At 63.1% G+C, this 19,374-nt stretch carries 26 protein-coding genes; 8 read left to right on the forward strand and 18 right to left on the reverse strand.

The genetic code is table 11. The features are described 5' to 3' along the window. Positions 1-9 precede the first annotated feature (9 nt). The 10 genes from IEW00_RS06320 to IEW00_RS06365 all read right to left on the reverse strand — a co-directional run bounded on the left by IEW00_RS06320 (position 10) and on the right by IEW00_RS06365 (position 7,521). Entirely contained in the window at positions 10-558 is a 549-nt protein-coding gene (locus IEW00_RS06320) for a demethoxyubiquinone hydroxylase family protein (RefSeq protein WP_188513525.1), read from the reverse strand. Then, on the reverse strand, positions 555-1,061 hold the full coding sequence (locus IEW00_RS06325) for a disulfide bond formation protein B (protein ID WP_188513526.1): 507 nt from the start codon (positions 1,059-1,061) through the stop codon (positions 555-557). The genes IEW00_RS06320 and IEW00_RS06325 overlap by 4 nt, the downstream gene beginning before the upstream one ends. A 60-nt stretch (positions 1,062-1,121) precedes the next feature. Beyond that, a complete protein-coding gene (locus IEW00_RS06330) occupies positions 1,122-2,495 on the reverse strand; it encodes a S41 family peptidase (protein ID WP_188513871.1) in 1,374 nt (457 codons plus the stop codon). Between the two features lie 243 nt (positions 2,496-2,738). Next, on the reverse strand, positions 2,739-3,956 hold the full coding sequence (locus IEW00_RS06335) for a murein hydrolase activator EnvC family protein (RefSeq protein WP_188513527.1): 1,218 nt from the start codon (positions 3,954-3,956) through the stop codon (positions 2,739-2,741). A 3-nt stretch (positions 3,957-3,959) separates the two neighbouring features. After that, positions 3,960-4,382: a 23S rRNA (pseudouridine(1915)-N(3))-methyltransferase RlmH gene (locus IEW00_RS06340; RefSeq protein WP_188513528.1), complete on the reverse strand. Its 423-nt coding sequence runs from the start codon at positions 4,380-4,382 to the stop codon at positions 3,960-3,962. 50 nt (positions 4,383-4,432) lie between these two features. After that, positions 4,433-4,762 carry a ribosome silencing factor gene (rsfS, locus tag IEW00_RS06345; protein WP_505283287.1) on the reverse strand — a complete coding sequence of 110 codons (330 nt, stop codon included), beginning with the start codon at positions 4,760-4,762 and terminating at the stop codon, positions 4,433-4,435. 226 nt (positions 4,763-4,988) lie between these two features. Next, a complete protein-coding gene (locus tag IEW00_RS06350; RefSeq protein ID WP_188513529.1) occupies positions 4,989-5,633 on the reverse strand; it encodes a nicotinate-nucleotide adenylyltransferase in 645 nt (214 codons plus the stop codon). Next, entirely contained in the window at positions 5,630-5,929 is a 300-nt protein-coding gene (locus tag IEW00_RS06355) for a type II toxin-antitoxin system RelE/ParE family toxin (RefSeq protein ID WP_188513530.1), read from the reverse strand. Before IEW00_RS06355 ends, IEW00_RS06350 begins: the two co-directional genes overlap by 4 nt. Next, on the reverse strand, positions 5,926-6,195 hold the full coding sequence (locus tag IEW00_RS06360) for a CopG family ribbon-helix-helix protein (protein WP_188513531.1): 270 nt from the start codon (positions 6,193-6,195) through the stop codon (positions 5,926-5,928). Before IEW00_RS06360 ends, IEW00_RS06355 begins: the two co-directional genes overlap by 4 nt. Before the next feature lie 39 nt (positions 6,196-6,234). After that, positions 6,235-7,521 (reverse strand): glutamate-5-semialdehyde dehydrogenase, encoded by a 1,287-nt coding sequence (locus tag IEW00_RS06365; protein ID WP_188513532.1) that lies wholly within the window; start codon positions 7,519-7,521, stop codon positions 6,235-6,237. Between the two features lie 272 nt (positions 7,522-7,793). Between IEW00_RS06365 and IEW00_RS06370 the strand changes: the two genes are divergently transcribed. The 3 genes from IEW00_RS06370 to IEW00_RS06380 all read left to right on the forward strand — a co-directional run bounded on the left by IEW00_RS06370 (position 7,794) and on the right by IEW00_RS06380 (position 10,152). After that, positions 7,794-8,963 carry a M23 family metallopeptidase gene (locus IEW00_RS06370; RefSeq protein WP_229736855.1) on the forward strand — a complete coding sequence of 390 codons (1,170 nt, stop codon included), beginning with the start codon at positions 7,794-7,796 and terminating at the stop codon, positions 8,961-8,963. A 28-nt stretch (positions 8,964-8,991) separates the two neighbouring features. After that, the gene (locus tag IEW00_RS06375) at positions 8,992-9,390 is read left to right on the forward strand and encodes a bactofilin family protein (protein ID WP_188513534.1); all 399 of its coding nucleotides are present in this window, start codon (positions 8,992-8,994) and stop codon (positions 9,388-9,390) included. 69 nt (positions 9,391-9,459) lie between these two features. Then, a complete protein-coding gene (locus IEW00_RS06380) occupies positions 9,460-10,152 on the forward strand; it encodes a hypothetical protein (RefSeq protein WP_188513535.1) in 693 nt (230 codons plus the stop codon). Here IEW00_RS06380 and IEW00_RS06385 read toward each other — a convergent pair whose 3' ends face one another. Next, positions 10,153-10,443: a helix-turn-helix domain-containing protein gene (locus tag IEW00_RS06385; protein ID WP_188513536.1), complete on the reverse strand. Its 291-nt coding sequence runs from the start codon at positions 10,441-10,443 to the stop codon at positions 10,153-10,155. 24 nt (positions 10,444-10,467) lie between these two features. Further along, positions 10,468-10,683, reverse strand: a complete 216-nt coding sequence (locus IEW00_RS06390) for a BrnT family toxin (RefSeq protein ID WP_229736856.1) — start codon at positions 10,681-10,683, stop codon at positions 10,468-10,470. Between the two features lie 66 nt (positions 10,684-10,749). Here IEW00_RS06390 and IEW00_RS06395 point away from each other — a divergent pair, with 66 nt between their 5' ends. Further along, on the forward strand, positions 10,750-11,346 hold the full coding sequence (locus IEW00_RS06395) for a GNAT family N-acetyltransferase (protein WP_188513537.1): 597 nt from the start codon (positions 10,750-10,752) through the stop codon (positions 11,344-11,346). On the opposite strand, the gene IEW00_RS06400 is transcribed toward IEW00_RS06395, so the two are convergent. Beyond that, the gene (locus IEW00_RS06400; protein WP_188513538.1) at positions 11,339-12,100 is read right to left on the reverse strand and encodes a glycerophosphoryl diester phosphodiesterase membrane domain-containing protein; all 762 of its coding nucleotides are present in this window, start codon (positions 12,098-12,100) and stop codon (positions 11,339-11,341) included. The genes IEW00_RS06395 and IEW00_RS06400 overlap by 8 nt on opposite strands. Before the next feature lie 109 nt (positions 12,101-12,209). On the opposite strand from IEW00_RS06400, the gene lipB reads away from it, so the two are divergent. Further along, positions 12,210-12,950: a lipoyl(octanoyl) transferase LipB gene (gene lipB / locus IEW00_RS06405; protein ID WP_373282592.1), complete on the forward strand. Its 741-nt coding sequence runs from the start codon at positions 12,210-12,212 to the stop codon at positions 12,948-12,950. Beyond that, positions 12,947-13,279 carry a hypothetical protein gene (locus IEW00_RS06410; protein ID WP_229736857.1) on the forward strand — a complete coding sequence of 111 codons (333 nt, stop codon included), beginning with the start codon at positions 12,947-12,949 and terminating at the stop codon, positions 13,277-13,279. Before lipB ends, IEW00_RS06410 begins: the two co-directional genes overlap by 4 nt. Before the next feature lie 33 nt (positions 13,280-13,312). Here IEW00_RS06410 and queC read toward each other — a convergent pair whose 3' ends face one another. From queC to IEW00_RS06430, 4 genes are all read right to left on the reverse strand, one after another. Beyond that, positions 13,313-14,032, reverse strand: a complete 720-nt coding sequence (gene queC, locus IEW00_RS06415; protein WP_373282609.1) for a 7-cyano-7-deazaguanine synthase QueC — start codon at positions 14,030-14,032, stop codon at positions 13,313-13,315. Between the two features lie 160 nt (positions 14,033-14,192). Continuing rightward, the gene (locus IEW00_RS06420) at positions 14,193-14,609 is read right to left on the reverse strand and encodes a DUF3617 domain-containing protein (RefSeq protein ID WP_188513541.1); all 417 of its coding nucleotides are present in this window, start codon (positions 14,607-14,609) and stop codon (positions 14,193-14,195) included. Between the two features lie 182 nt (positions 14,610-14,791). Next, positions 14,792-15,688, reverse strand: coding sequence for an Hsp33 family molecular chaperone HslO (gene hslO, locus IEW00_RS06425; protein WP_188513542.1), 897 nt, complete (start codon positions 15,686-15,688; stop codon positions 14,792-14,794). A gap of 63 nt (positions 15,689-15,751) precedes the next feature. Next, a complete protein-coding gene (locus tag IEW00_RS06430) occupies positions 15,752-17,020 on the reverse strand; it encodes a dicarboxylate/amino acid:cation symporter (protein WP_188513543.1) in 1,269 nt (422 codons plus the stop codon). 168 nt (positions 17,021-17,188) lie between these two features. Between IEW00_RS06430 and IEW00_RS06435 the strand changes: the two genes are divergently transcribed. Both IEW00_RS06435 and IEW00_RS06440 read left to right on the forward strand, forming a co-directional pair. Further along, positions 17,189-17,731, forward strand: coding sequence for a hypothetical protein (locus IEW00_RS06435; protein WP_229736858.1), 543 nt, complete (start codon positions 17,189-17,191; stop codon positions 17,729-17,731). Between the two features lie 369 nt (positions 17,732-18,100). Next, positions 18,101-18,811, forward strand: a complete 711-nt coding sequence (locus tag IEW00_RS06440; RefSeq protein WP_229736859.1) for a hypothetical protein — start codon at positions 18,101-18,103, stop codon at positions 18,809-18,811. Positions 18,812-18,852: 41 nt separating this feature from the next. Here IEW00_RS06440 and IEW00_RS06445 read toward each other — a convergent pair whose 3' ends face one another. After that, a complete protein-coding gene (locus IEW00_RS06445; RefSeq protein ID WP_188513546.1) occupies positions 18,853-19,314 on the reverse strand; it encodes a DUF5063 domain-containing protein in 462 nt (153 codons plus the stop codon). Positions 19,315-19,374: the final 60 nt, after the last annotated feature.

Genomic DNA, 19,374 nt, shown 5'->3' on the forward strand with positions numbered 1-19,374 from the left:
TTGATTGCATCAAATGCGTTTGGAAAGGGCAATCGCCGCGCGGCAGCCCATACGAATGACCGTGCTCATCACAGGGTAACCGATGGCCTGTTCGGCGCCTTCGGCCAGCGCGCGTTCCTTGTGCTCGAGCTCCTCGTCGCGGAACTTGGCGATTGCAGTGCTCAGTTCTGGGTGGCTGTCGCCCAACTCCTCGAGCTGATCGGAATAATGGCGGTCGATCTCGGTCTCGACCGCGACAGTGCATGCCATAGCCGCCTTGGGGCCAATCAGCGCGGTGACGGCGCCAAGGCCAAAGCCTGCGATGTTCCAAAACGGTTGCAACGCGGTCGGGCGGACGCCGCGATCGGCCATCAGCTTGTCGAAGAAGGCGCGGTGAACCTCTTCCTGCTCTGCCATCCCGGCGATTGCGCGGGCTTCGGGCCCGGTATCACCCATCACGGCGCGCTGACCCGCATAGATCCGCGTAGCACCATATTCGCCGGCCTGGTTGACACGGATCATTTCAGCGAGGTCGATCTCGCGCTTGGCGGGGTTCAACGTTTCGTTGTGGTGGGTCATTCTGCGATTATCCCGGGCTTTTTGCGGCGTAGCAGCAGATAGATGGCGGCGGCACCAGCCAGCGACAAGAGGAAATTGTAACCCGCCAGCGAGATGCCGAACATCGACCAGGGGGCTGTATCACAGCGCACCAGCGGCGCAGCCATGATCGAATTGAGAACATCGTCGGTCGTCGTTCCAGCGGAGATGGTTGACGCACAGCTTGTCACGCCATCCCACCAGCCATATTCGACCCCGGCATGAAAGCCGCCGATCAGACCGCTGATCGCAATCGCGACGGCGGCGAGCGAAGCCATTCCGACTGCAAGCCCCTGAACCCGGCGGACAGACAGCACGGCCACCCCACCCAGCACCAGCGCAACCCAGTGCGGCCAGCGCTGCCAATAGCACATCTCGCAGGGGTACAGGCCAAACACATACTGGCTGATCAATGCTCCGCCCAGCATGAAGGCCGGGACCAGAAGTGCCAGCCAGGCAGCGATACGCGGCGCGCGCGATGTCATATCAGATCAGGCCCCCGAAAGATTCAATCAAAACTGGTTTGTTCCCCGGTGAAGGGACCCTCAGTTGCGGCGAGTGAGCGGACGCGTCGCACCAGTGGAACGCGTGAGCCCACCCCTGGTTGCAGCGAGCCGGGCGCTTGCCATCGTTGTGCGCTGGAGCGTCGCCATCGCGTAATAGAGCTGGAAGTCCTCGATGCCCTTTTCCTCGAGCTGCTCGGTGGTCATCGAGAAGCGCGGATCGGCAAGCTTGTCGACCTCCAGATCCTTGTCATCCAGTCCGATCTCGTTGATCAGGTGACCGCGCAGATCGGATTCGCGCAGTTTCATCCGGGTCTTGTAGTCGGGATCGGACAGCTGCGGCACCGCGATGTCGGGCTCGATCCCGCCTTCCTGCACCGAATTGCCCGACGGGGTGAAATACCGCGCGGTGGTAAGCTTGAGGGCGGTGGTGCGCGACAGCGGCAGCAGCGTCTGCACTGAACCCTTGCCAAAGCTGCGCTCGCCCATCACCAATGCTCGGCGGTGATCCTGCAGCGCGCCCGCAACGATCTCCGATGCCGAAGCCGAGCCTGAATCGACCAGCACGATCAGCGGCGCGCCGCCAATGACGTCGCCGGGGCGGGCATAATAACGTTCGATATCACCCTTGTGACGCCCTCGCTGCGAGACGATCTCGCCCTTTTCGAGGAACGCGTCGGACACGGCGACGGCCTCGTCGAGCAGGCCGCCGGGGTTCGAGCGCATGTCGAGCACATAGCCGACCGGCTTGCGGCCCAGCTTGGCTTCGATGTCCTGCACCGCCTTCGACACCTCCTCGCCAACACGCGAAGTAAAGCTGGCGATGGTGATGACGCCGATGTCATCCTTGATCTCCCAGGTCACCGGCTTGAGATCGATGATTGCGCGGGTGATGCTGACGTCGAACGGCTTGTCGCGACCTTCGCGCACGATGGTCAGCTTGATCGTCGAGCCAGGCTCGCCGCGCATCTGATCGACCGCCTCGTCCAGCGTGCCGCCATAGATCAACTTGCCGTCGAGGTGGGTGATGTAATCACCCGGCTTGATGCCGGCCTTGTCGGCGGGGGTCTCGCGGGTGGGCGCGATGACCTTGACCGCGCCATCCTGCATCGTCACCGACAGGCCCAGCCCGCCGTACATGCCCTCGGTCTGGGTGCGCAGGTTGGCGAAATCGCGTGCATCAAGGAAGCTGCTGTGCGGATCGAGACTGGCGAGCATGCCGTCGATCGCGCCGCGCACCAATTTATCGTCATCCACCGGCTCGACATAATCGGTCTTCACCCGCTCGAAGATGTCGACAAACCGCGAAATCTCCGCCTGGGTGTCGGACTCGACTTGCGAAATGGCCGATGTCGCCACAGGCACCAGGGCTACGGCCAGGGCAATCGCGGAAACTCGGGCGAGGCGGGACTTCATCATCAAACGCAACCTTGTTGTTGAACCGGTTTGGGCTTTGGCCTGGGTTAAGCTGGCCCGATCCCAACGGATGACAGGTGCATTCCCCAGACAGTGATCGTCACGCACTCCCCAAAGCGCGGCTTTTATAATCTAGGCGTTTGCAAGGGCAATTGCCAGATGCTTTGCCATCAAACCGCAATCCGTTTCGACCAGTAGATCACGCTAGCGATGCCACCTTTCCGGCAGGTGAACGGCTCGACGCTATGCGATCAATGCCGCGATATCGATCGGACGGCCGTTGCGGCGCAGTTCCACGGTGATCCGGGGGCGGTTATCGCCCGCGCGGCCGATCGGGTCGCCCTGCGCCACGCGTTCGCCGACCTTCAGCGGCGTGCGCTCCATCCCGGTGATCAGGCTGGTCCAGCCCCCGACATGCTCGATGATCACGATCCGGCCAAAGCCGCGATAGGGCCCGGCAAACCCGACCCGGCCATCGGCAGGCGCGATCAATACGGCCCCGGGGCGCGCAGCGATGGTGAGCCCGCGCGAGCGCACACCGGTTTCTGCGACCTCGCCGAACCCAGCGACAACAGCGCCCATCAGCGGCAGGCGATAGGCTGGGCGGGCGCTGCGGACCACCAGTGGCGCGTTTTCGACGACCTGCGATTGCTGTGGACGGGGCGGACGCAACACTGGGCCGTCGAGCGCCGCCAGCCGTTCGCGCAGCGTTCCGCTCGCCTCGATATCGCTGACCAGCGTGTTTAGATCGCGCGCGCGATCCCCAAGGCCCAGCGCGCGTTCTTCCTCGAGCCGCGAGGTGCTGGCAAGCTGGCGCGATTGCGCGCGAGACTGCGCCTCCTGCCGGGCCAGCGCTGCGCGGCGGATCGCGAGTTCGCGGCGACCATCGCGCTGCAGCCTGGCTGCGCGCGTGGCCTGCGCGGCCAGATTGGCTGATCGGGCGATGTCCTGGCGCAGCAATGCGGTCTGCGCCTGCACCCTGGGAAGCGTGGTGGCCAGCACCGCGCGGACGCGAACCATGTCGTCGATCGATCCGGGTTGGACCAGGGCGAGCACTGTGGGCCGCCGCGCCAGCGATTGCAGCGCTGCGGTCAATCGGGCGAGCGGCTGCTGGCGTTTGGCCAACCGCGCCTGCTGCGCGCGCTGTAAAGTGGTGATGATCGTGACGCGTGCTTCTGCGACCGCGATGTCCGCTTCGGCCTCCTGCACCCGCGATGCCAGTGCGCGGGCTTCACGCCGGGAGCGATCAGCGTTTTCGATGGCATCTTCGGCCTGCCGTTCGAGCCGCCGGCTCCGGCGCGCGGCGGCTTTGGCATCAGCAAGCGATCGGGCAAGCGCGGCGCGTTCCTGGTCCAGCAGATCCATGCCCTGCTCTGCGGTGGCCGGGGCGGCGCTGCCGGGCAGTGAAAGCGCGAGCAGTCCGCCTGCGATCAAGGCCCATGCCAAAGAGCGCCGCGGCATCGCTCAACCTTCGCGGTGATAGGGATGGCCAGCCAGGATGCTGGTGGCACGATAGAGCTGTTCGGCGAGCATCGCGCGCGCCAACAGGTGCGGCCAGGTTGCCCTGCCGAACGCGATCAGCAGGTCCGCACCGGCGCGCTCGGCGGTATCGAAACCGTCTGCTGCGCCGATCAGGAACCGGGTCTCGCGCACGCCGTCCTCGCGCCAGCGATCGAGCGTCTGGGCAAACTCCATCGATCCCAGATGCTTGCCGGTTTCATCGAGCATCACCGTGCGGCTGCCCGGCGCCGGGGGCGGAAGGGTGCCCCCCCGGTCGGGCAGTTCGGTGATCGCGAGCGGCCACTGGATGCGCTTGACATAGCGCTGCACCAGCTCGGCCTCGGGGGACCGACCGATCTTGCCGCGCGCGATGATGTGCAGGCGCATAAACGATCATCCTGCCTGAACGGGTCGGTGGCGAATCCGACGGTGTCGGATCAGGCGTTTGGCGTCTCGGGAGCCTCGCCAAAGGCCCACATGCGCTCCAGATTATAGAACGTGCGGACCTCGGGGCGGAACAGGTGGACGATGACATCGCCGGCATCGATCAGCACCCAATCGGCGTTGGTCATCCCTTCGATCCGCGCGGTGCCGCCCGACTGCTTGATGCGCTCGGCGAGCTTCTGCGCCATCGACGCAACCTGACGGGTCGAGCGGCCTGAGGCGATCACCATGAAATCGGCGATGTTGCTCTTGCCCGCGAGCGGAATCGAGACCACTTCCTGGGCCTGATCATCATCGAGCGACTGCATCACTAGCGCGTGCAACTCGGTGGCTTCTGCAAGCTGCGTTGCTGCGGTCCGAGGCGCCGGGCCAACGGCTCCGGTGGGGACGGGGCCTGACGGGGTGGAAGAAAGATTGGTCAATTGAGCTCCTTGCGAACATACGCTTGATTATGGGTGCATCGCCGGACAGGCGACAGCGAGAATGGCACAGGGTGAGGGGTTGAAAACATATCCCAGGTTGGGGTGGATGAAGCTCCGGCTGGGCCCGTCACGATAGCAGCTTCCGGGTTACTGCATCACGCACCGGACGGTCGGCGTGATCCAGAAACCAGTCAGGATAGCTCCTGCGCACGGCGGTTGCAGATCGCGGATCAGGACGAAAGCGCAGCAGCACGAGCGCCGGCATACTCCATCGTGTCCAGTCAATTGCCTGGTCCCGGGGACGGACACGATGCCCGAACCAGGCCATCGCGGGGGCCGAAATGGCATTGCCATCATATCCCGGGCGGGCGATGACTGCAATCGGCATTTGCCGCGCGATGTTTCGCCACAGGTACCACTGGTGGAAATTGGCCAGATTGTCGGCACCCATGATCCAGATGAAGTCGCGCTTCGGATAGCGTTTGCGTACCCGTGCGAGCGTATCAACCGTGTAGCGCGTGCCCAATTGCGACTCGATCGCGGTCGCGCGAATCCGGCTGCGCCGGGCCATCGCGCGCGCCGATGCGAGCCGTGCCTTGAGCGGGGCCATGTCGCTGGACCCTGCCTTGAGCGGATTGCCGGGACTGACCAGCCACCAGACCTCGTCGAGCCCGAGCGCTTCGATCGCAAACAGGCTGATCGCGCGGTGGCCGCGATGCGCGGGATTGAATGACCCACCCATCAGGCCGATTCGTACAGGGCGGCCGTTCATTCGGACGCGCCAGGGTCTTGGCCCCAGTCCTGACGCTCGTGGTAGACGCGCAGGACAAGGATAACATCATCTACAGGTCGGTAGATCAGAATGTAGGGCGTTCTCTTTATGGGCCATTTGCGTTGGCCCGCTTCACCTACCACCGGTCCGGCAAAGGGCCAGTCCAGCAGAAAGCGGGCCGACCGAACGGATGATATGACGACCCTGTCAGCAAATTCGGGATCCTCTTCATACAGTTGGTCATCGATTGCGGAGAGGTCCTTCTGCGCTGCAGGAGTCCAGATCAGTCGTCTCATTCAGCGGCTTGCCGGATGGCCTGACGATTGCGGACCCGTTCCTCCACCCACTCTTCCATCTGCTCTTGCGTCAAATAGCGACCTGCGGCGATGTCGTCCTCGCCGACCTTGACGAAATCCATGAACGCGGTCTCGGCGCGGGCCATCTTTTCGATTGCGCGGGCGGCGAGCCAACTGCGGCTGCGGCCTTGCGCGGCGGCAATGCGATCGACCAGTTCCATGACTTCAGGGTCGATGCGGGCGGTGATGACCTGGGACTTGCTCATGGCCGATGTATACAATGTATACGTGCGTCCGGCAACTTCCTATGAGCCGCGAACCTGACCGGTCCCATCGACCAGCCACTTATAGGTCGTCAGCCCCTCCAGCGCGACCGGGCCGCGGGCATGCAAGCGTCCGGTTGCGATGCCGATCTCCGCGCCCAGCCCGAATTCGCCGCCATCGGCAAACTGGCTCGAGGCGTTGACCATGACGATCGCGCTGTCGACTTCGGCCTGGAACCGCGCAGCAACATCCGCGTCAGCGGTGATGATCGCCTCGGTATGGCCCGAACTGTGGCGCGCGATATGCGCCAGCGCGCCGTCCATTCCGTCCACGAAGCACGCCGATACGATTGCATCGAGATACTCGGTGTCCCAGTCTTCCTCGCTCGCCGAAACCGCGCGCGGCTCGAGCTCGAGCACCATGTCGTCACCGCGTACCTCGCATCCGCCATCGACCAAAGCGGCGAGCAGGGCGGCGGCATCGGGATAGTCGCGGTCGATCAGCAATGTCTCCATCGCTCCGCAGATCCCGGTGCGGCGCAGCTTGGCGTTGACCACGATAGCACGCGCCATGTCCGGATCGGCGGCGGCATGGACAAAGCTGTGGCAGATACCGTCGAGATGCGCGAGCACGGGCACCCGGGCATCTGCCTGGACCCGCGCGACCAGGGACTTGCCGCCGCGCGGGATGATCAGATCGATCCCGCCGCTCGCCGCCAGCATTGCGCCCACCGCGTCGCGGTCCTGCGTCGGCACCAGCTGCACCGCGTTTGCTTCCATCCCTGCGCTGGCCAGTCCGCGCGCAAAACTGGTGTGCAGCGCGCGGTTGCTGTGCACCGCTTCGCTGCCGCCGCGCAGGATCACGGCATTGCCTGAACGAACGCACAACGCTGCTGCGTCGATAGTCACATTGGGACGACTCTCATAAATGATACCGATGACCCCGATCGGCACCCGCACCCGGCGCAGCGTCATGCCTGCAGGCGCGATCCGCCGATCAATTTCTTCGCCCACCGGGTCGGGCAGGGCAGCCACCGCGGCCACGCTTTCGGCAATGGCCGCGAGGCGACCGGCATCCAGCCGCAACCGATCGATCATGGCAGAAGACAGTCCGCGCGCAATTCCCGCGTCGCAATCGCGCATATTGGCTGCAAGGATGGTGTCTGCATCTTCGCGCAAGGCAACTGCCGCTGCGCAAAGCGCATCTGCCTTGGCGGCATCATCCATCCGCCTCAGGCTGTGCGATGCACAGCGGGCGGCCACGCAGCAGCGGTCGATGATCTGCGCGGCAGTGGGTTCCTGCCGAAGGAGGGGTGGTGGGTTGTTCATGGCCAGCGTGTATCAGCCAGATGCGGCGCTTCCAAGCCGCGACTCGGAGCAGGGTTGGATAGGAAAAAAACGACTCGCAACCGTTTGCACCCGCATTTTGACACTCAAAGTGACGCAAAATTTGAGAAAAAATCGTTTGGCGATGCGGCTCATCGCACGACTCGTCCGCCTCGTGGCAATCACCCCGGACTCGATTCGCCAATCCCGATTCGCTTTGCTAGCCGCGCTTCGGGGTTAACATTAGGGTCGAACGGGTCGTGCACATTTTATCGGTGCGTAAGCGTGCTACGAACACGCTGACGCAATGGTTCCCTGATCGCGAATTTTTTATGCGATCGCAGGGACAAATCAAATTCGTGAAAATATCGGCGCGTCTGCAGATGGCGGTCGTTGGCGCTATTGCGGCTGCGCTGCTGCTGTGGCTGGTGGTGACGCTGGCCATGCTTGTCAGCCAGTACAGCATCAGCGCCGAGCGGCTGGCGCTGGTCCGCAAGCAAGCGCAAGTCGAAAGCTCGGCCAGCCGGGTCGCGGCCTATCGCTCCTCGGTCAACGATGTCGCAGCCGATCTCGAGAAGCGCCAGGAGTTTCTGGAAGATATCGTCACCAGCTATATTGGTGAACAGGCAGCGAGCGAGGACGCGAGCGCAGTCGTCGGTGCGACTGCCGGGGGCGGCACAGACGAGGCCGACAAGACCGCGCGCAAGATCAGCGCAATGGTTCCAGAAGCCGCCGGCCTCGCCCGGATGGAGGCGCGCCAGATTGCGTTTGTCGAGCAGTTGACTAAGTCTGCGGCGATACGCGCTGCCAACGCCGAGCAGGCTATCCGCAAGTTTGGGCTGAACCCCGACAGCGTCGCGCGCGCCAGCGCGTCGGCACAGGGTGGTCCGTTCATCCCGCTCAAGCGTTCGGGGACGCTGCGGCTCGATCCGCGGTTTACTGCTCTGGGACAGACGCTCGCCCGCATGGATGCCCTCGAGCGCGGCCTGGTTGCCATTCCCTCGGGGTCGCCCGCGCTGGCGCCCGCCATCACCAGCGGCTTCGGATATCGTCGCGATCCGTTCACCGGCGCCGCCGCTCTGCACAGTGGCATCGACTTCAAGGGCGCGCATGGATCGTCGATCCTCGCCGCCGCGCAGGGCAAAATCGTTTTTGCCGGCTCCAAGAACGGCTATGGTAATTGCGTCGAAGTGGCGCATGGCAATGGCCTGGTGACACGGTATGCTCACCTGTCTTCGATCGGAGTCCGCGTCGGGCAGCGGGTGAACAAGGGCGAGCGGCTAGGCGGCATGGGCAGCACCGGTCGTTCCACTGGCACCCATCTGCATTTCGAGGTGCGTCACAACGACCGTGCCATGAACCCACGCCCGTTTCTGGAGGCCAATCGTGATGTTCTCAAGATCCAAGCCGTCGCCGAACAGCGGACAGACGACGCCACCCGTTAATTCGCGTTCAGCCAGGTCAGGATCCAGCATGGTCGGCAATTCCACCTTTTCGGTCATCGGCGCCGATGTCGTGATTACCGGCAACATTTCAGCCAAGGTCGATCTGCACATAGATGGCCGGGTGGAAGGCGACATCAGTTGCGCCTCGCTGGTGCAGGGCGAATCGAGCGCCATCCATGGCGCGGTGGTCGCCGAAACCGCGCGACTCGCCGGAACGGTGACCGGATCGATCGATGCTCGTGAGCTTGTCATCACCGCCAGCGCCCGGGTGACCGGAGATATCAGCTACGAGACGATCACCATCGAGCAGGGCGGCCACGTCGATGGCCAGTGCCGTCACAAGAGCAACGCTGGCCATGCCGCAGCGTCAGCGCTTGGTAATGGGACGTCAGGCGAAGACCGGCCAGCACTGCTGATCGCCAACTGACTGCGGCAAAGTTGCATGGCTGTAAAAAGCCGCTAGGCGAGACCGGCTTGGCCGCGTAATCTGCCGGTCATGACACCCCATCGGAAGATCCTCGCCATGCTGCCCCTGTTGGCCGCAGCCCTGCTTGCTGCCTGTCAGGCCGAGCCGGGGAAACGGGCCGAGGCAGGCGCAGACCCGCACCAAGGCATTGATCTGCCACCGGGCCATCCGGCGATTGCCTTGCCCGGAGGCACAAGCGCGGCGACCAGCGCGTCAGCATCGGATCACCCGCCGGTTATCAGCCTTGATGGCGAAGGTCTGCGTCTGGTCGATCCCAAAAGCGGCGCAACCCGGCCGCTGTCGTTCGGTGTCGATCAGGCGCAGCTGAAACTGGTCGCCGAAAAGCTCAAGGGTCCTGCCAAGTCCGGTCGCAACGAGGAATGCGGCTCCGGGCCGTTGGCGTATCTGAGCTGGGACGACGGGCTGACGCTTTATTCGCTCGACGGTCTGTTTGCCGGCTGGGCGCTCAACGAGCGCAGCAGCGCAGCAGTCCCTCCAAAAACCGCTGCCAAGGGCGAGCCTCCGGCAAAGCTGACCACAATCAGCGGTGTCGGCATCGGCTCCACCCGCGCACAGCTGCTCGATTCTTATGATGCGAAGATCGAACAGACGACGTTGGGCACCGAATTCAATGCGGCGGGGCTTTCGGGAATCCTGGACGGCACGGATGCCAAGGCCAAGGTTACCAACATGTGGTCCGGGGTGAACTGCGTTTTCCGTTGATCACTCCGCGTCAGCGATCGCTCTCGCCACCATTTCAGGCTGCGCCGCGATGACCTTGAGATAGGCGCGGACGGCAGGCGGCGGCATGTGCCGACCAATCTCGTATTGGCGGATGTTGGCGAGCGGTATGCCATATGCGCGGGCAAACTCCTCCTGACTCATCCCGAGACGGTTGCGCAATAGGCGGATCCGGCGGCCCATCAGGCCCCGCTCCAGCCCTGCAACCGAGACGTCGAAATCCTCAGGATCATCCGGATCCTTAGGAATGGCGATCATAGTCTCTTTGTTCACCTGTATTGCTCCTTCGCACCGATATCAGTCGGCAGATGTCACCCTGCCAGACATGGATGCCGTCCAGTGCCGGCCATCGACTTTGCCAGTCACCTTGAACCGGTCTTCTCCGTCAATGGGGCGCGATGAGCCAATGACGAGATGGCCAACCTCATCGAACACCCGTTTGTCAAACGAGAGCGATACACCGTGCTTGAACCGGTTGATCTCATCCTTCGTGCGATCGAATTCGATGTCCATCAAGCAGCCAACTATGTGTTTCACACATAGTTGGCAAGTTGATCATCATCCGTCTAGGACAGTCCCATGATCTCGCAGTTCACCCCCATCGCCGCCGGGCAGCTGGCCACTATCGTCACGCATCTGGAGATGCGCGACCGGCCGCGCCCTCGGCCGATCAAGCCGGTGCCGCTGCGTCTGAAGCGCTGGCAGGCGCCGTCGGCGGAAAAGTACCGGATGCTCTATCGCCGGGTAGGAGAGCCGTGGCTGTGGTTTTCGCGGCTGGCGATGACCGAAGACGCGCTGGTCACGATCATTCACGATCCTGGTGTCGAGATATTCGCGGTGCTCGATCCGCAGGGCATCGAGGTCGGTCTGCTGGAGCTCGATTTTCGTCAGACAGGCGCCTGCGAGATCGCGTTCTTCGGCCTGATCCCGGCGTTGACCGGTGAGGGCTTTGGTAGCTGGTTGATGGCCCAGGCGCTGAGCATGGGCTGGCGCGCCGGAGTCGAGCGGCTTTGGGTGCACACCTGCACGCTCGATGATCCTCGCGCGCTGGGCTTTTATATCGCCAAGGGGTTCGTGCCGACCGGGCGCGAGATCGAGGTGCTCGACGACCCGCGTCTGACCGGGCTTATTCCGCGCGCGGCCGCGCCGCATATTCCGGTGATTGAGCCTAGCTGAAGGTCTCGGCGACATCCTCGGCGGCGGGGCCCGACAGCTGGCGGTAAAGCGCGGCATAGACGCACACCATCAACACGCTGAGGAACATGCTGATCACGGAATCGACCAACGTCGTGAGCGTGTCGGCAAGACCCCCATCGACCGCAAGGCGGATCACCAGCCCGATCACGGTCACCGTGGTCAGATAAACGAAGAACGCCGTCACCGCGACGACCAGCACGAACAGCAGCACCCGCGCGCTGTTGCCCTTGGTCAAGGCCCAGGACCGGCGCATCGCAGCGGGGATGTTATAGGTGCGCTCGGCAACCATCGCCGGGCCTGCCACCAGCAGCTTCATGAAGATGTAGATCCCTGGCAGCACGAAGGCGAGCGAGCCGAGAAACACCATCATGTTGCTCAATATGCCCAGTGCATAATAGGGTAGCAGGATCGAAACACCCTTGCGCATCGCCTCGCCCACCGAGGGATGGCGGGAATCAAGGATCAGTATCAGCATCACTACGCTGGCAAAGCCGTTGGCCAGGCCGACGAGGATGATCCAAAAGATATTGTCAGTGTAGAATTCGAGCATCAGCCGGTAGAGCGTCTCGATCTCCGCACCGGCGGGATTTTCGGGACGCGACACGAACAGCGCGAATGCGAGTCCCGGAAGCAGGATGAACACGCCTGCCACGCCGAGCAGCAGTTCGCGGTTGGCGCGAAACAGATGCATCACGTCGTTCCAGCAGGCGGAAAGATCAAGCTTGCGCGTCATGGCGGGATTGGCCTCACTGCCTAAAGCGATTAAAGCGCTGCGCTAAACGGCACAGGGTCGGCGCGCAAGGCATTTGCCGTGTCGCTGGCCCGGCAGAAGGCGACACGCGATGGCAGCAACCGGGAAGATGGCACAGGCAGGGCACGGGGCAGGGCACGGGGCAGGGCACGGGGCAGAGCAAGGGGTAGCGCCCGAATGGCGGATCGAACCCGGCCTGCTGCCCTATCCGCAAGCTTTGGCCGCGATGGAAGACCGCAACCGCCAGATCGAGGCGGGTGAAGCGAGCGAACTGCTCTGGCTGGTCGAACATCCGCCGTTGTATACTGCGGGCACCAGCGCCGACCCTGCCGAGCTACTGAGCCAGCAGTTCCCGGTCTATGATACCGGGCGCGGCGGGCGCTATACCTATCACGGTCCTGGTCAGCGGGTGGGCTATGTCCTGCTCGATCTGCGCCAGCGGGGCAGGGACGTGCGCTGCTTCGTCCATGCGCTGGAAGGCTGGGTGATCGCCGCGTTGGGCGACCTTGGAGTATCCGCGCGCCGCGCCGAAGGGCGGATCGGCATCTGGACCGACACCCTGAACGGGCAGGAAGCCAAGATCGGCGCGATTGGCGTTCGGGTGCGCAGATGGGTGACGATGCACGGCTTTGCGGTCAACGTGAACCCGGACCTCATGCACTTCGGTGGCATCGTTCCGTGCGGGATCGCCGAGTATCCGGTGACGAGCCTGGCCGATCTGGGTATTGCGGCGACGATGGCGGATCTGGACGCGGCGCTTGCAAGCACGGCCCCGCGCTTTCTTGCGGCGCTGGGCGGGACGTGCCAAGGATCGCCGACGCAGGAGATATGATGATGACATTCAGGCCAATCATTCTGGGGGCATCGCTGGCAGCGGCAGCCCTGGCGCTGAGCGGCTGCGAGAAGAAGGCGGCTGACGGCGCCGCTGTTGCGCAGGGAAGCGCGCCTGAAGGGACGATCAGCGACGAGCTGCCTGATCTGCAACTGCTGCCCAATGACGCGCCGCTTGCCGATCCTGCCGATCAGCCCCCGGTGGCCGGAGCACCTGGCGATCCTGCCGCTGATGCGCCCGAGCGCGCGCTATCGAGCGATGCGCCACAAGCGGAGACAGCGACGCCCGAGCCTGCAGAACCCGCCGTCGAGGGTTCGATCGCGGAGTGATCGTTCTCTGGCGTTCGCCGGAAAACGGCAGAACTAGGCCGCGTACACTGTCGGATCGACCAGCCCGGCATCGGCAAAGCCCGCCTTGCGCAGGCGGCAACTGTCGCACAGGCCGCAAGCCTTGCCTTCGGGCGTGGGGTCATAGCATGACCAGCTCATTCCCGGATCGAGCCCCAGCCGCGCAGCCTCAGCAGCAATCTCGGCCTTGCCCAGGAATTGCAGCGGCGCGTGGATGGTAAACGGTTCGCCCTGGTCACCCGCCTTGGTGGCGAGGTCTGCCAGACGCTCGAACCCCTGGATGAATTCGGGGCGGCAATCGGGATAGCCCGAATAATCGAGCGCGTTGACCCCAATGAAGATATCGCGCGCGCCCAAGGCCTCGGCCCATCCCAGTGTCAGCGACAGGAAGATGAGGTTGCGCGCGGGCACATAGGTCACCGGAATGTCGTCGCTGACCCCGGTCTTGGGCACGTCGATATCATCGGTCAGCGCCGATCCGCCGAACTGGCGCAGGTCGAGCGGCAGCACGATGTGCCGCACCGCACCGATATGTGCAGCGATCTGGCGTGCTGCTTCGATCTCGACCCGGTGGCGCTGGTTGTAATCGATCGTCAGCGCGGCAACCGCAAAACCCTGCTCGATCGCGCGCGCGGCGGAGACCATGGAATCGAGCCCGCCAGAAAGCAGGACAACGGCAGTTTTTTGGGGCTGGGTCATGCGTCTTCGCATATGGCTCTGGCACGCAGCCCGCAAATCAAAAAATACGGCCAAAAAAATCGGGCCGCGCGGACAGGTCCGGCGGCCCAGTGAGGTCGTTAGACCTGAATGGAGGAAAGCGTACCGAGTCCGGCACCTGGAAACCATATATACGCTGTGGTTAAGAAACCGTGCACCCGCCAGAGCGCAGGCCGGGTCAGTTGCCGCAGGCGCCGGCGTAGCGGCCCTCCATCGCAAAGGCGAAGGGGGAGTTCTGGGCTATTCCCTGTGAATCGATCTGAATCAGCCCGCGGCCTTCATATTTGATCGTGGTGCGGCCCGATCCGCCGCCGGTGCAGCGATACGATACCGTGACTTCGTTGGGCTCGTCCGAAACGACGAAGCGGTTGCACTGGGCGTCCTTGTGACCCAGCTGGAGCAGCTTGCGCGGGTCACGGATGCACAATTTGTCGGCGACATCGCTGCTGCCGCGTTCCTTCAGGTTCCACAGGCCCGGTTGCACCTTGCCCAGCATCGCAAGTTCGGGGCCCTGCGCGGGGACAGAGACCGACGCGAGGCCGATCGCCAGCGCGGGCACGGCAAACCATTTCAAACGGGGATGAAAGATCGTCATCAGGCGTAACCTTATCGTTGGCTCCCACCGTTCGGCACGGCAGGAACAGTCATGAGTTTGCGACCCGATACAGGTTTCTTGCCCCAGGCAATGGTTTCGCCTTACAGGCGAATCATGGCCAAATCACCCTGTAATTATGGCGGGTTTGCGGCCCGATATTGGACAAATCCGCTTTCGACCGCCTAGGCGGTGGCGGGCGGATCGATATGGAACGCGCGCGAGCAGAAGGCGCAATCGACCACGATCGTTCCGGTATCACCGACCATCTCGGCCTGTTCCTCGGGCGGAAAGCGACCGATCACATCGCGGATATGGTCGAGATTGCAGCGGCACCCCTTGACCAGCGGCACGCCGTCCTCGGCGCGAACCTCGTCTTCTTCATGGAACAGCCGCCACAGCAGGTCGCGCCCGTCGACCGTGGGGTCGAGCAGTTCCGAATGTGTCAGCGTACTCGAGAGGATCGAGACATGCTCCCACTCGGGATGGTCGAGCCGGACGTGCAGCCGCTCGCGGCCTTCCTCGCCCTCGGGCAGGTGCTGGACCAGATAGCCCGCGCTGCGGCATCCCGTCGCATCGCTTTCGATCGCGATGCGGATCATCGTGGGCACCTGTTCGGACTGGGTGAAATAGCTCTCGCACGCCTGCGACAGCGAATCACCGTCGAGCGGAACGATGCCCTGATAGCGGCCCTTGCCAAAGCTCTGGTCGAAGGTCATCGCGAGGTAACCCTTGCCGAACAGCGCGAACAGCGAGGGGTTGGCGCCCAGCCGGGCAAGCCGCTCGGCATCGAAGCGCACATGCCCGCGCAGCTCGCCGCCGCGATAATCGACCACCAGCAATTCGACGATGCCGCCTTCGGTCTGCGCCTGGATGGTGACCTGGCCGCCATCCTGCTTCATCAGCGATCCGATCAATGCCGCCAGCGTAATCGCCTCGGCCAGCACCAATTTGATGCAGGTGGGGTAATCATGCGCGGCAAGGATTTCGCGCAGCACGCTGTCGAGCCGTACGAAGCGGCCGCGCGCATCGCGGGCGGGCAGGGTGAAATGGACGAGGAGGGCTTCGACAGGTGAGGTCATGGGCCGCTATATGGTGTGGCAAAGGGTGCGCGTCAAACCCGGCGGCACTGCTGGCCTATGGAATCACACCTGCTGCGCCTTGGCGGCCTCGGTGGCCTCACCGGGCTCGCCCAGTTCGCCCTCCATCGCCGCGACGCTGGTCGCCACCGCAAGGTCGCCGGTGACGTTGATCACCGTACGCCACATGTCGAGAATGCGATCGAACGGCAGCAGGAAGCCGATGACGAGCGCGGTCTGATCGGGGGTGATGCCGATGACATCGAGCACCGCGGCCATCAGGAACAACGATGCCGAGGGAACCGATGCCGTACCGATCGAGACCAGCACCGTGGTCAGCGCGATCGTGGCATAGTCACCGATGGTGAGCGGCACGCCAAAAATCTGCGCGGCAAACACCGCAACCGCCGCGACATACAGCGCGGTACCATCCATGTTGATCGTTGCGCCCAGCGGAATCACCGAGGATGCGACCGCCGGGCGGATATGCAGGTCCTCCTCGGCGGCGGTGAGTGTCACGGGCAGGGTCGCTGCGCTCGAGCTGGTCGAAAATGCCAGCAACTGCGGCGCGCGTGCGGCAGCAAAAAAGGTCAAAGGCGAGCGGCTCGCGAAAAACCGGACCATCCCGCCATGGACCACGATCATGTGCGCAGCGCCGCCCAGATAGATCACCAGCACCAGCGAAAAAACCGAAACGAACGCCGAGACGCCCTCGCTCCCCATCACCGACGCGACCAGCGCAAACACGCCAATCGGTGCGACCTCCATCACGATATGCGTGACCTTGAGCATGGCTTCGGATCCGGCAGCGAACAGGCGGATGAGCGGTTTGGCCGTTTCGCCCGCCATCAGCAGCCCCGCGCCGAGCAACACGCCGAAGAAGATGATCGCGAGGATGTCGCCCGAGGCAAACGCCGCAAAGACATTCTCGGGCACGATCGCCATCAGGCGCTCGCCCAGCGGCACCGGCGCGGCCAGCGGTTCGGAATCAGCCGCAGCCTCGAGCGTCACGCCGCGCCCGGGCTGAAGGATCAGCGCGCCCGCCAGCCCGAACAGGATCGCGACGAATGTCGTCGCCATATAGAGGGCCATCGCTCTGAGTCCGATCGAGCCCAATTTGGCCGGCGCCGCCATCGACGCCACGCCCGAAACCAGGGTTACGAACACCAATGGCACGATCAGCATCCGGATCAGCCGGATGAACAGATCGCCGATCCATTGCAGCTGCGCAGCGGCAGGGCCGATCAGCCAGCCGGTCAGCGCACCCAGCGCGAGCGCGCCCAGAATGCGTTGCCACAGGGGAATGCCGAACCAGATCGATGCCAAGTTTTTCATAGGAACCATCAATACACGGACCGGCCGATGGTTCACCCCCTTCCGTAGAAATGGCGGCGGTTTGCCGCGCAGCGTTTATTCACCGGCTGCTTTTGTCAAAACTCTCGAACCTGCCGATCTACACGCGTACCAGGGAAGAATGGCGCGACAGCATTTTGGGAGGGCAACGTGAAAAGCATCAACATCATCGCCGCTTTACTGGCGCTGGCATTAGGAGCCGGGCCTGCAATCGCCACGCAAGACGCTGCACCCGATCACGCCGCGACGAGCTTTGCCGATTTGAAGCAACTGGTCGGCGTCTGGCGGCAGGTTGACAAGCCGCAATCGCCCTTGCGGATCCGGTTTTCATTGACGGCGGGCGGAACAGTGCTGGTCGAGGAGTGGTTGCGGGGCGATCAGCCGCATTCGATGACGGTTTACCACCGCGATGGGCCGGACCTGCTGGCGACGCATTACTGTCCGCAGGGCAATCAGCCGCGGCTGATAGCGGCCTTGCCGGTCAAGGGGGATCCTCTCCGGTTCAGCCTCCGCGATGCAACCGACCTCGATACAGCGCAGGAATCCCATCTGGTCCAATTGGCCTTTGTCTTCGCCGGTCCAGATCGGATAACCCGTGCCGAAACCTATCGGCAGGGCGGCACGGATGAAGAATCTGAATTGCAGCTTGTCCGGGAACAGCCGAGCGACGGTGGGAAAGGCCGGCTGCGATGATCAATCGCCGCGGCGTGTGCGTGCCGTTCTCCGGCGAACGAGGGTTGTTCCGATTCAACGGCATCAGCGCACTGCGACGTCAGCCTGAACCTGTTGCAGGCCCGTTGTTGACGACCGCCCGTTAACGCAGCGGCGTGCGCATGCCGCGCTCCGGCGAAAGCCGGAGTCCATGGGTCGGGTTGCACTGCGGTCGCGCTGAGTTCCGGCTTTCGCCGGAAAACGGTAGCGCGTGTTGGCAACCCTTGGCGCGAGGCCTTCGACAGGCTCAGGCTGAGGGGGAAGTGTCCGGACTGCCGCGAAAGAAGAAAAAAGCTGCCGATCTGCAAGCGACCCCATTGCAGACATTCGGTTGCGTCGCGATAAGTGCTCATGCCCTCCCCCAATGATCTCGACCAGCTTACCGGGATCGCCAGAGAGGCGTCGGCACAGGAAGAATGGCGACCCTTGGCCTCATACTTCGAGAACCGAGGTAAGGGCCTCCGAGCAGACGCGCTCACCGCGTTGACTGCGTTCCTCGCCGAGGCAGCTGGATGGCCATTCGATAAGCGCCTTGGGTTGACGCGCTGGCTCGTGGATCGACGCTGGGAGGCGATCAATGACCCTCTACTTCTACCGCAGCCGCTCCTGACTGAGCTGGTCAGCCCAACCCTGTGGGAGTGGGTAAAGCTAGAGCCGTCATCCGCAGAGGCTCATTTCCTCACAGCAATGATAGCTGTTTCTCCTTCTGACAGCATCTTCGCGCACAGGCCCTTCCACCTCCGGCGGGCCGTGGCTTTAGATCTCGCGCATGATGAAGCTAGGTTGGCTCTTTTCGATTGGCTGACTTCCGACGCTGAATACAATCAACATGAAATCCCATGGGGCTACCTCGGCGATCCCGAGGCAGACCTTGCTGAACTACGGGAAGCCAAGGCTGTGGCCGACAGAGTCACCGATCCTGTCCGGCGGGTGAAAAGACTGGCCGAGGTGAGTCGCCTTCGCAAAATTGCATCGTCTTGGCTCGCGTTTCGGCAAAGCGGGCAGTCAGACTTCGGCGAATGGTGTGCTGAACACGGAATTGACCTCGGCTATACGGAGTAGCTTAATGTCAGCTTTCGACCCATAGCGGACGTTAGCTCTGATCAGTACATAACGGAATGGAGGTAGCCCCGTAACTGATGAAGGTGCGCGCCCCAGTGGGTCTGATAGCCGAAGCGAAACTCCCACATGGCACCGTTCACTGCGCCATTCTCGACAAGCAGTAGGACGCTAGATAAATCTAGGGCGATGTCGGCAAGATCGTCAATTGCATCGCCCAGCATCACTTCCTGATCCATCCCTTGAATGGGATCGACGACTGCATAGAGTCCGAGTTCCGGGAATGAAGCTGACGCGCGCGCAGCCAGTGGTTCGTAAGGAACCGATGGTGAAGCGACTACCGTATCTGGTTCTATATCAGGCACAGGATGATATTCTACCACAAGGCAGTCGAGCGCCTCACACAGATTAGCAAGCCGCTGGATTTCGCTCTCCGGCTCCTCTTTCAAAAACGCCAAGTATGCATTGATTGCAGAGACCATCGAGGCTGTAGTTGGATGCGCCATAGGTAAGTTTCGCGCATCGTTCCGGTTAGCGCAATGACGGGAATCCACCCAGTTTAAGCC

Source organism: Blastomonas aquatica (assembly GCF_014639875.1).
Classification (GTDB): Bacteria; Pseudomonadota; Alphaproteobacteria; order Sphingomonadales; family Sphingomonadaceae; genus Blastomonas; species Blastomonas aquatica.

What these genes read in the sequence shown, in the direction of transcription:
- IEW00_RS06360 (WP_188513531.1), bottom strand. Translation starts at nt 6,195, where the DNA reads ATGAGCAAGTCCCAGGTCATCACCGCCCGCATCGACCCTGAAGTCATG.
- IEW00_RS06340 (WP_188513528.1), bottom strand. Translation starts at nt 4,382, where the DNA reads ATGCGCCTGCACATCATCGCGCGCGGCAAGATCGGTCGGTCCCCCGAG.
- IEW00_RS06325 (WP_188513526.1), bottom strand. Translation starts at nt 1,061, where the DNA reads ATGACATCGCGCGCGCCGCGTATCGCTGCCTGGCTGGCACTTCTGGTC.
- IEW00_RS06410 (WP_229736857.1), top strand. Translation starts at nt 12,947, where the DNA reads ATGATGATGACATTCAGGCCAATCATTCTGGGGGCATCGCTGGCAGCG.
- IEW00_RS06390 (WP_229736856.1), bottom strand. Translation starts at nt 10,683, where the DNA reads ATGGACATCGAATTCGATCGCACGAAGGATGAGATCAACCGGTTCAAG.
- IEW00_RS06355 (WP_188513530.1), bottom strand. Translation starts at nt 5,929, where the DNA reads ATGAGACGACTGATCTGGACTCCTGCAGCGCAGAAGGACCTCTCCGCA.
- hslO (WP_188513542.1), bottom strand. Translation starts at nt 15,688, where the DNA reads ATGACCTCACCTGTCGAAGCCCTCCTCGTCCATTTCACCCTGCCCGCC.
- IEW00_RS06440 (WP_229736859.1), top strand. Translation starts at nt 18,101, where the DNA reads ATGCCCTCCCCCAATGATCTCGACCAGCTTACCGGGATCGCCAGAGAG.
- IEW00_RS06320 (WP_188513525.1), bottom strand. Translation starts at nt 558, where the DNA reads ATGACCCACCACAACGAAACGTTGAACCCCGCCAAGCGCGAGATCGAC.
- IEW00_RS06330 (WP_188513871.1), bottom strand. Translation starts at nt 2,495, where the DNA reads ATGAAGTCCCGCCTCGCCCGAGTTTCCGCGATTGCCCTGGCCGTAGCC.
- IEW00_RS06400 (WP_188513538.1), bottom strand. Translation starts at nt 12,100, where the DNA reads ATGACGCGCAAGCTTGATCTTTCCGCCTGCTGGAACGACGTGATGCAT.
- IEW00_RS06375 (WP_188513534.1), top strand. Translation starts at nt 8,992, where the DNA reads ATGGTCGGCAATTCCACCTTTTCGGTCATCGGCGCCGATGTCGTGATT.
- IEW00_RS06430 (WP_188513543.1), bottom strand. Translation starts at nt 17,020, where the DNA reads ATGAAAAACTTGGCATCGATCTGGTTCGGCATTCCCCTGTGGCAACGC.
- IEW00_RS06395 (WP_188513537.1), top strand. Translation starts at nt 10,750, where the DNA reads ATGATCTCGCAGTTCACCCCCATCGCCGCCGGGCAGCTGGCCACTATC.
- IEW00_RS06365 (WP_188513532.1), bottom strand. Translation starts at nt 7,521, where the DNA reads ATGAACAACCCACCACCCCTCCTTCGGCAGGAACCCACTGCCGCGCAG.
- IEW00_RS06380 (WP_188513535.1), top strand. Translation starts at nt 9,460, where the DNA reads ATGACACCCCATCGGAAGATCCTCGCCATGCTGCCCCTGTTGGCCGCA.
- IEW00_RS06350 (WP_188513529.1), bottom strand. Translation starts at nt 5,633, where the DNA reads ATGAACGGCCGCCCTGTACGAATCGGCCTGATGGGTGGGTCATTCAAT.
- IEW00_RS06420 (WP_188513541.1), bottom strand. Translation starts at nt 14,609, where the DNA reads ATGACGATCTTTCATCCCCGTTTGAAATGGTTTGCCGTGCCCGCGCTG.
- IEW00_RS06335 (WP_188513527.1), bottom strand. Translation starts at nt 3,956, where the DNA reads ATGCCGCGGCGCTCTTTGGCATGGGCCTTGATCGCAGGCGGACTGCTC.
- IEW00_RS06445 (WP_188513546.1), bottom strand. Translation starts at nt 19,314, where the DNA reads ATGGCGCATCCAACTACAGCCTCGATGGTCTCTGCAATCAATGCATAC.
- lipB (WP_373282592.1), top strand. Translation starts at nt 12,210, where the DNA reads ATGGCAGCAACCGGGAAGATGGCACAGGCAGGGCACGGGGCAGGGCAC.